Annotated in this window: 11 protein-coding genes; 8 read left to right on the top strand and 3 right to left on the bottom strand. The window is 45.4% G+C overall.

The genetic code is table 11. From position 1 onward, the window contains the following. Positions 1-36: 36 nt before the first annotated feature. The 8 genes from B9N89_RS24800 to B9N89_RS24835 all read left to right on the top strand — a co-directional run bounded on the left by B9N89_RS24800 (position 37) and on the right by B9N89_RS24835 (position 7,985). Complete coding sequence (locus B9N89_RS24800; protein WP_132323804.1) at positions 37-501, top strand: Lrp/AsnC family transcriptional regulator; 465 nt, start codon at positions 37-39, stop codon at positions 499-501. Positions 502-663: 162 nt separating this feature from the next. Further along, a complete protein-coding gene (locus B9N89_RS24805; protein ID WP_132323806.1) occupies positions 664-1,584 on the top strand; it encodes an ABC transporter ATP-binding protein in 921 nt (306 codons plus the stop codon). Then, entirely contained in the window at positions 1,584-2,318 is a 735-nt protein-coding gene (locus B9N89_RS24810; RefSeq protein ID WP_234996161.1) for an ABC transporter permease, read from the top strand. The genes B9N89_RS24805 and B9N89_RS24810 overlap by 1 nt, the downstream gene beginning before the upstream one ends. Continuing rightward, on the top strand, positions 2,315-4,129 hold the full coding sequence (locus B9N89_RS24815; protein WP_132323810.1) for a GldG family protein: 1,815 nt from the start codon (positions 2,315-2,317) through the stop codon (positions 4,127-4,129). Before B9N89_RS24810 ends, B9N89_RS24815 begins: the two co-directional genes overlap by 4 nt. 16 nt (positions 4,130-4,145) lie before the next feature. Beyond that, positions 4,146-4,670, top strand: a complete 525-nt coding sequence (locus B9N89_RS24820) for a DUF4340 domain-containing protein (RefSeq protein WP_132323812.1) — start codon at positions 4,146-4,148, stop codon at positions 4,668-4,670. A gap of 273 nt (positions 4,671-4,943) precedes the next feature. Then, complete coding sequence (locus B9N89_RS24825) at positions 4,944-6,125, top strand: hypothetical protein (RefSeq protein ID WP_132323814.1); 1,182 nt, start codon at positions 4,944-4,946, stop codon at positions 6,123-6,125. 8 nt (positions 6,126-6,133) lie between these two features. Next, positions 6,134-7,072 (top strand): hypothetical protein, encoded by a 939-nt coding sequence (locus B9N89_RS24830; protein ID WP_132323816.1) that lies wholly within the window; start codon positions 6,134-6,136, stop codon positions 7,070-7,072. Between the two features lie 310 nt (positions 7,073-7,382). After that, a complete protein-coding gene (locus tag B9N89_RS24835; RefSeq protein ID WP_132323818.1) occupies positions 7,383-7,985 on the top strand; it encodes a hypothetical protein in 603 nt (200 codons plus the stop codon). A 182-nt stretch (positions 7,986-8,167) separates the two neighbouring features. On the opposite strand, the gene B9N89_RS24840 is transcribed toward B9N89_RS24835, so the two are convergent. The 3 genes from B9N89_RS24840 to B9N89_RS24850 all read right to left on the bottom strand — a co-directional run bounded on the left by B9N89_RS24840 (position 8,168) and on the right by B9N89_RS24850 (position 12,550). Then, positions 8,168-9,502, bottom strand: a complete 1,335-nt coding sequence (locus tag B9N89_RS24840) for a hypothetical protein (protein ID WP_132323820.1) — start codon at positions 9,500-9,502, stop codon at positions 8,168-8,170. 1,084 nt (positions 9,503-10,586) lie between these two features. Next, positions 10,587-11,939, bottom strand: a complete 1,353-nt coding sequence (gdhA, locus tag B9N89_RS24845; RefSeq protein WP_132323822.1) for an NADP-specific glutamate dehydrogenase — start codon at positions 11,937-11,939, stop codon at positions 10,587-10,589. Positions 11,940-12,085: 146 nt separating this feature from the next. Further along, positions 12,086-12,550 (bottom strand): hypothetical protein, encoded by a 465-nt coding sequence (locus tag B9N89_RS24850; RefSeq protein WP_132323824.1) that lies wholly within the window; start codon positions 12,548-12,550, stop codon positions 12,086-12,088. Positions 12,551-12,561: the final 11 nt, after the last annotated feature.

Here is a 12,561-nt window from a genome sequence, read left to right on the forward strand (position 1 = left end):
TCGAATTATATTCGGATTAGAGGGAAAAATACCCAGATGGACCGCACCGATATTCAAATAATCAAAGCCTTGCAGAATAATGCACGTCTTTCCAATAAAGAGCTGGCTGGAATCGTAGGCTTAGCACCGTCCAGTTGCCTGGCAAGAGTTCGCAATTTAATCGACCAGGGGGTTTTGAAAAACTTCTTGGCGGAAATAGATCCAGACGCCGTTGGTGTAGGAATTCAGGCGATGATTGCGATCACCTTAAACATTCACTCAGGACACATCTTCTACCAACTGACTGCCTACTTCCAATCTCAGCCCGAGGTTCGTGCGTTTTATCACCTTTCCGGCGTCAATGATGTCCTGATCCACGTGATGGTAAGAGATACGCACCATCTGCGAGACTTTGTCATGGACAAGATCACATCGAGGGACGAAGTCGCTCGATGTGATACCTCGATCATATATGACGACTATCGCAGTTCTGAGATGCCTATTTATTGCAGCATCGAATAGCTAAGGCCGCGCTTTTTAGCTGCGACCCCGTTTATCAGAACTGGATTAGAGAGCACTGAAGCGAAATGACATCGAAGCACAATGAAATGATAGGCAGTTTTGAGGCCAGCCTTAGTGTAAGATATTAGGAAAGTGATATTTAAAACTTTCAGGGGAGCCACCATGATTCGGGCTCAGCAGCTCTGTAAGACTTATAGACTCTGCGCTGCAGTTAAGGACCTGAGCTTCGAAGTTCGAACTGGCGAGGTGGTGGGCTTGATCGGACCCAATGGGGCTGGAAAATCTACAACCATGAAAATGATCACCGGCTCCATTTATCCTGACTCAGGTACGATCACGATCCTAGATCATGATTTCACACCTCAAAGCCGCGACCTAAAGCGGGAAATAGGCTACCTGCCTGAGAACTGCCCTCTTTATCAAGATCTCACTGTTTTCGAGAGCCTCAACTTTCTTGCTGATCTACGGGGTCTATCGCCCTCAAAGCGACGGGAACGATACGACCAGCTCGCCTTGCAGTTATCCCTTGAAGACGTGTGGTATCAACCGGTATTGAGCCTTTCGAAAGGTTTTCGCCAGCGACTGGGCTTGGCTCTAGCCCTCTTACCAGATCCGCAGCTACTCATCCTTGACGAACCCACAGATGGGCTCGATCCAAGGCAGACCCAAGAGGTCGTCAACCTTATAAAGCAACTTAGCCATAGTAAAACCATACTCATCTCCACACACGACTTAGGAAGATTGGCCAACTTTTGTCAAAGAGTGATCATGATCCATCGGGGTAGAAAAGTTGCGGATCAATCGATCGCAGAGCTGACTAGGGACTTAGGCTTGAAGAGTCGGTTCAAGCTCAGCTTTGAAAACCACCGGTGTGCAGAAAAAGCCATGGACACTCTTAGGAATCAGAATTTCCTTTCATTGGTATCTCATGAGACCGAAGTAACAGGATTGATCTCTGGCGCGCCCCCAGAACTGATCCGTCTATTGGGTCAACTATCTCCCCAACCTCTAGCCATGGAGATCCATCCCCCACATTTGGATGAGGTCTTTAATCTTCTGACTCAGGAGGGCTCGAAACCTTGATGCCCTTTTTAGCCATAACCAAGAAAGAGTTTCTGGACTTTGGCCGTTCACCTCTGGTGATGGTGATTCTTGTTAGTTTCCTGCTAATGATCAATAGTGCAACGTTTTTTTTAGGACGTATACTCGATCGCAACCAGGCGGATCTTGCCAGTTTCTTCCAATTCATGCCTTGGGTCCTCAGTTTTTTTACATCAGCCATAGGCATAAAATTCTGGGCAGAGGAGCGACAGAGAGGAACCATCCAGCTGCTCCTCACTTGGCCAGTGACACTGATGGAACTTGTAATTGGAAAATTTTTAGCGTCGTGGTTCTTACTGCTTATTGGCCTAGGCTTCACGTGGCCCTTGATTGCAAGCATCGCCTATCTAGGTCAGCCTGATTACGGCACGATATTCTCTGGCTATCTAGCAGCTTGGCTATTGGCAGGGACCTTTTTAAGCCTCGCACAGCTAGCATCTACTTTCAGCGGAAGCCAGGTCCTAAGCTTCATCCTAAGTCTGTGCTTTCAGCTGGCTCTGCTGCTGCCAAGCTGGACAGGCTTCCTAGCCTGGCTAGGTGATTTCTTACCCGCATCTCTGATCGTTTGGCTTCGAGAGTTTGGTATCCTTCATCGATTCCAAAACTTAACACAGGGTGTGCTCTACGGTCGCGATATCGGATTCTTTCTAAGTATCACGCTACTCGGGCTTTCAGCGACGATTATCAGCCTCCGCCGGAACAGGGATCGCTTATGACCAAGCTCAGCCAGAAAGACTCTTTGATCCTGACTGCAATAGCTTTTCTGACCCTTGTTTTTAGCCAGCTGACTGATTTCGCTATTGATCTTAGCTCTGATAGAAATTTCACGTTATCTGAAGCGAGCCTGCAAATCGCAGAAGACCTTGAAGATGAGCTTGAGATTCACTACTACCATTCATCGTCTTTGAGTCATATGCCCTATGCCATAGAAAGGTTTTCCCGCCGTGTGGCTGAGCTATTGAAGCAATATGAAACGAACAGTCAGGGGACGATACGCATCAAAATCATCGATCCGTTCCCAGGTTCCAACGAAGAACGATGGGCTCTACGCTATGGAGTCAAACCCATTAAGATCAAAGGCAGCCAAGAGTACTTTAGCGGTCTTGTTTTCTTAAGCGGCCCCAAGGAGGCTGTGATACCTTTTTTGGACGCACGCGAGTCATCGCAACTTGAATATCAGTTAAGCTCCCAAATCCTTAGTATGCAATATGCTAGCAAACCGTCTCTAGGTATTATATCGTCACTCCCGCTCCTACCAACCCCCGAACAGGGCTTCTACAGTGAGAATACTCCAGGCCCCCGCTGGGTGATTGCCTCTCATTTAGAAAAGCGATTTACATTAAAACCATTGAGTTTGGATATCAATGCTATTCCTGAGTCAATCCAAACCCTGCTCATCGTACATCCTCTGAACATGCCGCGTAGCACCATCACCGCGATCCAAAACTATATGGCTGGCGGAGGGCGATTGGTGATGTTTTTAGATCCGCTAGCTCGCTTTGCTCCCCCCGATCAGCCGCAGGGCTTTACCCAATCTGACCTCAACGAGCTGCTCAAGCATTGGCATATCGAGCTTGTTGATCAAGAGGTCACTGGCGACTTGTCGCTCGCTCAGACGATAAACTATCAGGGTGCGAGCCTTTCCTACCCCTACTTTCTGGTTTTGGATTCTGAACAGATGGACTCACAAACGCCAGTGACCCAGAGTCTTGACCAAGTGATGCTTTTCGAACCTGGGCACTTGGTATGGCGTCCACACCAAAAACTTAACATCAGACCATTATTGCAAACAAGTCATCAATCCGGAGTCATGCGGGCCATGCTTTCCCCTCTCTCTGATCCAGAGCGCCTCAGCCTGAGCTTTCAAGGAGACAATCAGAAGAGGTCTTTGGCCCTTTATGTTCAAGGAAACTTCCCTTTTAGTCCTGAGGTTTCAAACCAAACATCGGCTCTTGGGGCAGCTGTTATTATAGCCGATGTCGACCTACTCGCTGATCGTCACCTAATTCGAGACACAGTTATCAATGGTCAACGGATTTTGGTTCAGGAGAATGATAATATCCCCTTCATTGAAAATGCGATCGACTTTGTCAGTGGCGATACCCGCCTTTTGGATGTCAGGATTCCTACTAGCAAGCCACGGACTTTGAGCAAACTTACCGCCATTGAGAAGCAGCTTCATCAAGATTGGAGGAGAGACGATCGTAAGCTCGCTATAAAAAGGAGTAAACTTCTGGCACAAGTAAAGAAGCTTGAAGCGTCCCAAACCAATGGCGATCGCGTGACCGTTGATGTGGGTCAGAGGCAGGAGATTCAAAATCTGAGGCAGGAAATAGAAGCTCTAGAACTTGAGCGTCGACAGCTACGAATCAGGCAACAAGGGTTTATCGATGTCATCAAAGCAAGATTGATAGCGATAAACGTCTTGGCGATGCCACTTTTTTTATGGTTCGCATCCACCCTTTGGTTTAGCTATAAGCGAATTTATATCAATAGGAAGAAACCTCAACTCCATACTGCATCATAGTGGGGGAGGAAAGCCCATGCAATTTATAAAAAGCCTTTTATTGATCGTTCTCTCAATCCTCGGGTATCTTTACCTACAGAGCCAGCTGTCCAAACCGAAATCCTATACCTACTTTCCTTTGGTCACAGAAAAAGAGTTTCTTGAAATCGATTCAATCACTTTTGAGTCTCAGACCGAAAAAATTTTTCTGAAGAAAACTGATCAGACCTGGCAAGTTCAAGAGCCAGAGACGGGACCCGCTGATGCTGCTAAGGTTTTGCAGGCTCTTGATCTATTAATGGCTGTAAAAATGATCCGTATCGTTAGTGATCAAGCTAGTGCTTGGCCTGATTATGGTTTAGACAAAAATCACAGTATCACCCTCAGGCGAGGTGATCAGATGCTCAGAAAAGTTATTTTGGGAGACATCCCAAAGCAAGGAGGTCATTATATTGGCTTTGAGGGTATCGGGGATGGAGACCTGATATTCCTCATTGATCAAAGTCTAGTGGTAAAGATGAGTCCTTCGGCCTGGCTCCTTAGTGCGAAGCCTTCGAACTAAGAGAAAGCCCGATGATAATTCAAATTGAGCCTCGTTTCGTCCATGATAATCATAAATTATAGCAAAGTATGATTTCTTGTTGCTTAAAAAGCATACTCTATTGAGACTTGTCAAAATCCAATCCAAAACTGTCTAAACACTTCCACATTTATCAAACATCATTTCAAGAAAAATTCATCATTGCGATAGTTTAGTCTACTCACATAAATGTGATTATCTGGAACCAATCTTGCTGCTCCTAAAAATCAATAACGAAAATCTAGCGGTGAAGCGATGGGAGTTCGCAGTCATTGGACTCAAAAAAAAGTTCTTTCCGAAAAATTACGGATCAAAGATAAGTTAGACCTGATTCAGGCCAACGATGGTGATCAGGCCAGGCTGAGTCATATTCTCACGAGAATAGCCGAACTCGATCAGAACCTCGACCCTGAATCCATGCTCTCGCGCTTCATCTATGTGGTTAGCGCTCTCTATCATCACGCCCGAATGGGTGGGCTACGACCGAAGCAAGTCAGTAACTTGGAAGAAATCGGCCACGGTCTTCTAAGAATTAATCGTGTCAAGCCACGCAGCTCCCTTTTGAGTCATTTGTACTCAGATTTGTTTTCAGCTATGAGTCAAGTTCACCTTATAGAAGGCAAGATGCTGGACGCTTGCTGGGAAAAGGCTCTTGCTTCTCGCTTTGACTATGAAACCTCGCGGGATAACCCGTACCATCTTCTAGGAATGGGCCTGAAGAGCTTTCGCAATGGCAATGGTCACCTAGCAGAACAATACCTTACAACTGCTCAAAACCATCTTACTGGCCGAGCATGGGAGTTATGCTTTATCAATAGAATCAAAGTATACCGTCTCACAAATCAAATTTCTAAGATTGAGCAATGTAAGCTGATTTTGAATGGCAAGTCTGTATCCACTGAGTTAAAAACCGAACTCATGTGGGAAGATTGTCTCCTGCGCCTTGCCCAAGACGGTGATCCCAGATCCATGCTGGCATTAGTAAAACGCAATGCCAGCCATCATCAGGAATCCTATCTGCTTGAAACTCAACTTTGGCTTAGGGCGGTTCCCTCCATGAACTGGATTGAATCCCTACCTAAAATCGCATCTTGGCAGAAGAATCGAAATTTTTGCCTTAAGCCGTATCAAGCTCTCGTTAAGTTTATAAGCTGCTTAGAGTTTCTCTACGACAAAAATATACCACTAGATCAAAGGCTAAACCATGCTCGGGGAGCCATTGCCATTATTCGGGACTTTAGGCAACTCGACAAAGAGCTGCTCGCCTGGTTAGGGCTTTCTCGATGGCTTGTGCGTGTTAGGGCTTATGATGTTGCCGCCTTCACCTTTGAGGAATACCGAACAATCAGCTTAAAACTCAGCCGCGGTACTTGCCAAGACGCTTTAGGAGTTGGGGAAAGCTTGGTCGAACTTGATTGGATGGCACGAATACTTTAGGAACTACTATGAATTTAACAATTAGAATGTTGGTATCTATATTTTTCGTTTCAGCTTGCCAGGGCAGCCCCCAATTGTCTGATGAACATGGTCCTACGGCCTCAACTTTAGAGCAAAAAGGCACCACCAGACCATCAGAAGACGATATTCCGCTTCCAGGTTACCAACTAGCCTGTAATATTCTATCTGAACCAACAGATCTCGCTGAGTTAGCCTGTAAAGTAGCAAACCAAAGCAACCAGCTTTATGATGAGTTTAGCAATGGCAGTGAGATGACCTGGACCATTTCACAGAGCGGGTTCGCAGTTCATACACGAACAACACCAAGTGACCCCTATCACGTGAGATTCAAATCGTCTCTGTTGACGAGCCTAGAATTCACTGATGACCTAAGCAGACTCCAAGTTGGCGTCATAATTGAAAACGATGGAATCCTCATTGAAGCGAAGCAATGGCCTCGGGATGACGGTCATGGGCTTTCGCCAACATTTTCTGGGTGGCTGAGCAATAGCTTGATAGATACAAATGATCAGAACCGCCTCACGCCACTCAACAGCATTGGTACCCAGCAAAGCATTCCATTGTATACTTGCCGAGCATTTTCAGCCGCTGTCGGCATCCATTTACCTGGAACCCTATCTATCGAGTCACCACCATGGACATGCACCGTCAGGACTCTAGAGGGAGACTTGGCTTTGAGCAGCGGTTTCGATGTCTTACTCAACCCATCACAACCGGGGGAACTCTACCATTGGGAGCCCTCTAATTTGGCTGTGAAGCTAACCCCGATCCATGTTCAAGGACTCAATAGGATTGACCTTTGCCGTTACCAAAACAATGGTATCTTCACCATTGGTTTGATTGATCCAGGTGCTAGGATTTGTAGTGGCCGTGTGGGTTCCAGCACAGAACTTAGTACCATTTATGAGGTTCTAGACCAACCCTAGAGCGGGTGACTAAGAGCTTCTTTATTTAAAACCACAGCGGACATACCACTGCCTAAAATGCCGAATTTACGTTGTTAATTCGGAAAACTTTTCAGAACATCCGCTGGCTCGCTCCCACCCTGCGATAGATTACATCACAAATATATATAATCATTGAATTATCATAAGATCCAAGACGCTCTACATTCCTGCTTTAGAGTTGCGCGATTCTATCTTTCCTCCTTGTTTTAGAGCCTTAGGGGTGTGGTACAAAGTTCGCTAGGTATGAGTGCAATTTCGAATTCAACTGGATATATTAGGAGATCAAACTATGAAGTACAGACATCTGATTCTCGTGTCATGTGTCGCCACCCAACTTGCTGCCTGCGGTGGCTCTGAGGATTCTAAAAACAGCGGTAATCGGCAAGACATAAGTCATTCAAGAGCTACAGAGACTGTTTCTAGGCCGACCATCCCGAATCAGGACGAAGTTCATGTACCTGGAATCGAAAATAAGGATGCTCTTGAGGCTAAGGGAACAGAAGCACAGAATCAGCCATCAGCGCAAGCAAGCAGCGACCTGGAAAGCCAGAGTGTCTCGCCTCAAGAGACACAAAGGCAAACAGCTACACCCGGTTCCCAAGGGGAGTATTACTGTGACAACCACCGTGCTGTTGACATCACGTGTAAGGTTCCGTCACTTGCAAATACGGTTATTGTAAGAAACTATTCAGTCGGTATGATCAAACTCGAAGGCGATCAAAAGATCAACCAGCTCTACATTCTTAATTACTCTGGAGGTATCGTCGATGCTAGGGAACCTGGTGCAGTAAATGTTGAAGCATTTGCTTATAGCACCGGTGATATCATGGTTGATGCAGACAACCTGGAATTTGTCGAGTATTCAACTGGTAAAGTGATGAATGCTCCCTAGGGCAAAGTAGAGAGCAAGTATTAAGGGGAGCCAAACCTATGAGACAAGGCTTGGTTAAAAAATGCGAAGTGATAGTACAATTCGCAGTGACGAGTATTTGTTAAGCATAACGAAGTATCATAGTTTTTGCTCCCTTTAATAGATGCTAAACCCCAGACTTTTGAGCATCTACACAATCGTTCTTAGGCTGTTTCTCGAAAATCGCGAAGTCCATCTGAATCGAGATAAAAGATATCGCCCCACTTCAAAAACAGCGTCTGATTCGTTGCCGATAGGCCATCCCAAAAATCTCTATCAATAAAGATAAAGGAATGGCTTTCGGGGGTCGAGTTGTGGATCAATTTTATATCTTCGATTCGATAGGTCAGCTCAGCAGAGCGAGCAATAGGAAGGCCTGTTACCACATATTTCTTCTGGGCATCGCCCTTAAAGTCGCCTTCCACTTCACCACAGCAAATTCCCATACTGCATTCAAATTGATGATCCCCTATTTTATCTAGGAAGTCATGGAATGCTTCCTGAAACTTTAAAGCCAAGAACAAAGTATTTTCCTCTCTTGATAGGAGTTGGTTTTCTTTATGAAATGGGAAATCAACACAGCATGTGAAGCTATTATAGTTTGAGCCGACCTCAAACGCAGAGCATGTTAGCTTGGTGGTATAACCCTGGAGTATCAATTCTCGGCACTTAGCAAGGAAGGCTTCAAATTCTTTTCCCCAGTAATGATTATCTTCTAAAACTCCCCCAATCTGGACCGTGATCGAGCAACAACGACCACGACCTACGGGAAGAGTTTCTTCGAGCAACTCCCCTGCCTCAATCTCTTGGGCTTGGTGGTAGAAGGCCATCTTTCTTAGCTGTGAAATAGTGTGCTCTCGATTCTTTTTTGAAGTGGAAAATATATAGAAACGATTGACTCGCCTATTAGCTAAGGTCCAACTAAAAAATAAGCCCATAAAAAATCCTACGTTAAACTGCTGGGCAATTCTCATGAGGTAGTCAGTACTGTAGTCCGCCAACATGAAAGCCGCGGTGACAGTTAAAAGGACGTTTCTTGCGATAGTTGTCACGAAGTGGGGGTGAAGGCTAACGCAACTTCCCATAAAAAGAGCCATTTGTATGGGAGCATTTAGCAAAACCATCTCTTTATCACGGAGGTAGATGATGGAAAAGTATACGGTAACAAGGCAGCAGTAGAATACTGCTATATCAAGATATAGGATTGAAAGATATTTATACCAATAGGATTTGTCAGCAAAATGCGAAAACACATAGGGTAGGGATAAGGTAAAAAGCACAGCTGGAATGTTAAAAACCAGAGCGAGAGAGCCCAGAAACCTATAATTGTAGTAGGTAGTCAATGCAAAAAAGAAAACTACAAGAAAGTGCTCTTTAGAGTACTTGCTTTGCTCTTGGATGATGAAGTCAACATACTCTTTTCCATAGGTTTTCAGATGCTGTTTCGTAAGATGAGAGTCATGAGCCCTCGTTAACTGAGATTCAGTGATTTCTACCATTGCTATGATCCCCTGATAATATGAAACGTGCTTCGACGAAAGACTCCCGTCAAACAAGAGTTTCTAACACATCGCGATGAACAAGCGGAATGCCTATGAAACCGGAGGTTCACGACCACCAAGCACACGTAAGTTTTCGGTAACAAGTGAATTTTCTAAAGGGAGTCTCAGGAATCTTAGAAGCTAAATACCCAGCTTTGGAATGATCTATTTTCTATACGTGCAAATTAAAACTTTCCATCGTGATAAAATGACGTTTTGAAACTGAACTTACTTGATAACAAGAATTAATTGAATCTGACCTACGACTGACAGATAGCCATAGTCATTGCTTATTTGTAAATCAAAAATTTTTCTCTAAAGCAAAAAACTACGATTCCCACTTTGAGTTGAAAAATGAACGCTTACTTTAAGATTCGATTTTTTATTTCTTATTTTTATGGCGATGTTCTTCCTGTCCTTGGCGTAGCAAACCAGGGCCGTAATGGAGGAACCTATGATAAAAGTCAAAAAAGCCAACTCAAACGAGAAACTGGAACTTCTTGCGACCTTCAATCAGGCCATGGGTTCGAATATTCCAGATGCCTACGCACTCCAGTCTGACGTTTGGATATTCGTCGATCATGACGAGATTGTAGCCGGCTTTTCGATCAATACTTCCTCTTTGCGCGCCTTCTCTTTCTTGCCAGCAGCGCAGCAGATAGAACTGCGAGGGAAATATCAAGCTGACAAGAAAGCAGTAGAATCAAATCTTACCTGGATTAAGAAAGAAAAGCGTGGCAGTGCGTTTTCTGTGTTCTTTTGGTTCTTCCTACTTGCCAAAGTTTTTCTTACCTTCAGGCCTTATTATATCATCGCATGGAATCCTGAAAATAAGCGTTTGAGTAAGCGTTACCAAAGACTGGTTCGCGAGCCGATCTACCTTGGGCCCAACGCATCTGCCGAAAGCACAGAAAAAATTGCCGTTGGAGTTTCGAGCAGCATGCGCTGCCTGCTATCACCATTCCTTTACTGGCAGAATATTTTTGCGTTTCTCGGCGGGCGTAAGGCAATACTTCAACTTCGTTTACTGAAGCTCCAGGAATCAAGTTACTCCATAAGCAACCATGGCATCCGCAACCCGCTTAAAACCAGCTATATTAGCTCCTTTAACGTAGTTCACCTTTTTGGAGTTTTGCTCGCTGCTGCCGTAAGTCACACAGTTATCGTGGATATTTTTCATAACTCCCTGAAGCTTACTCTCTAGCTCATCTCTAGACCAAGAGAGCCTCATACTATTCTGGGTCATCTCCATAGCCGAAACCGCCACGCCACCAGCGTTGGCTGCCTTTCCAGGAGCATACAAAACCTCCGCATTCTGAAACACCTTCACGGCAGATCTTTCAACAGGCATATTTGCACCTTCACCAAGACCCTGAAGTCCATTTTTTACTAGGGTTTTGGCATCCTCTTCGCTTATCTCGTTTTGAGTTGCTGATGGAAAGGCAAGATCGCAGGGAACAGCCCAAGGCCCTTTGCCAGCTATGTACTCGACACCAAACTCCTCTGCAAACTCTCTAATCCGTCCACGACGCTCCATCTTGAGCTTGATAACCCAAGCCAGCTTTTCATCATCAATACCGTTCTCATCATAGATAAAACCATCGGAATCAGAAAGCGTCACAACTTTAGCGCCCTTGCTTATGAGCTTCTCAGCGGTATAAATCGCTACGTTGCCAGAGCCGGATACAACACAAGTTTTCCCTTCAAGCCCATCGGATACATGGTTAAGCATGTTCTCCACAAAGAATACGCAGCCATAGCCTGTAGCCTCTTTACGAACATGACTTCCACCAAAATCGATAGACTTGCCTGTAATTGCTCCGGTGTGGGTATTGGCCAATCTCTTATACTGACCGTAAAGGTAGCCAATTTCACGGGACCCAACACCAATGTCTCCTGCGGGGACATCCACATCAGGACCGATGTGGCGGTGCAGTTCCATCATAAAAGCTTGACAAAAGCGCATCACCTCACGATCTGACTTACCTTTCGGGTTAAAGTTAGCACCTCCCTTAGCTCCACCCACAGGCAGGGAAGTCAGGCTATTCTTGAAAATCTGCTCAAACCCCAGAAATTTTAGGATACTGAGATTCACCGAGGGATGAAACCGGAGACCTCCTTTATACGGCCCAATGGCTTGATTAAACTGAACTCGATAACCTCGATTCGCGCGAACATGTCCCTTATCATCTACCCAGCAAACTCTGAAGATCACGATACGATCTGGCTCAGTCATTCGCTCAAGAATACCTTCTTGCTGATACGCTTCATGGTCTGCAACGAACGGCATCACATCCCTGGCAACCTCTTCAACCGCCTGATGGAACTCTGATTCCCCTGGGTTTCGCTTTTCTAAGCCACTCATGAATCTTTCAATACTATCGACCGAGTTCATCTAAGTCCCTCCAGATTGTTAAAGCCACAGTATGACGGGAACCAAGTGATAGCGAAACGAGCAAATTCTTGCGGACAACAAAGAGGGGCTCTCATTATGAGAACCCCCTACTTTCATTTCTTAACAATGTAAGTACCGTCTTCCTCTTAGCGTCGCCCATTAGGAAATCTGGCATAAGCCATCGCCGGCTTTTGGGCTGGTGCGGGGAATAGGTCGATTTTGAGATCAGGAAGCGGGTAGTGATCCATAAGGTTGCTAGCAGTGTAGTAGACAAGAGCAGGAACTGCGGTAGGAAACATAGCACCCACCGAGTAGCTGACAAACAGTGCTGACTGGGTCGCCACACCTTCAATCATGCAAGGAGCTGTACTCAATCCTACGAAGCTTCCAAATAGGATGAGTGGCGCAATAACTGCTAGATTCAAGTAGGTGGTCCAACTCATTCTCATAGCAGCTAAACAGAAGAGGTTGATCGCACAAACGGTGCAAAAAGCAGCCATGAGTACACCTTCCCTCTGCCAGGTGAAGTACATCAAAGCCGGAATCGCCAGAGCCAGGCCAACAGCAGTTTTTGTCATGGTCTCACGCCACGAGCTATTCATCGCAATCATATTTTTCCCCT

Source organism: Pseudobacteriovorax antillogorgiicola, assembly GCF_900177345.1.
In the GTDB taxonomy this organism is placed as follows: domain Bacteria; phylum Bdellovibrionota_B; class Oligoflexia; order Oligoflexales; family Oligoflexaceae; genus Pseudobacteriovorax; species Pseudobacteriovorax antillogorgiicola.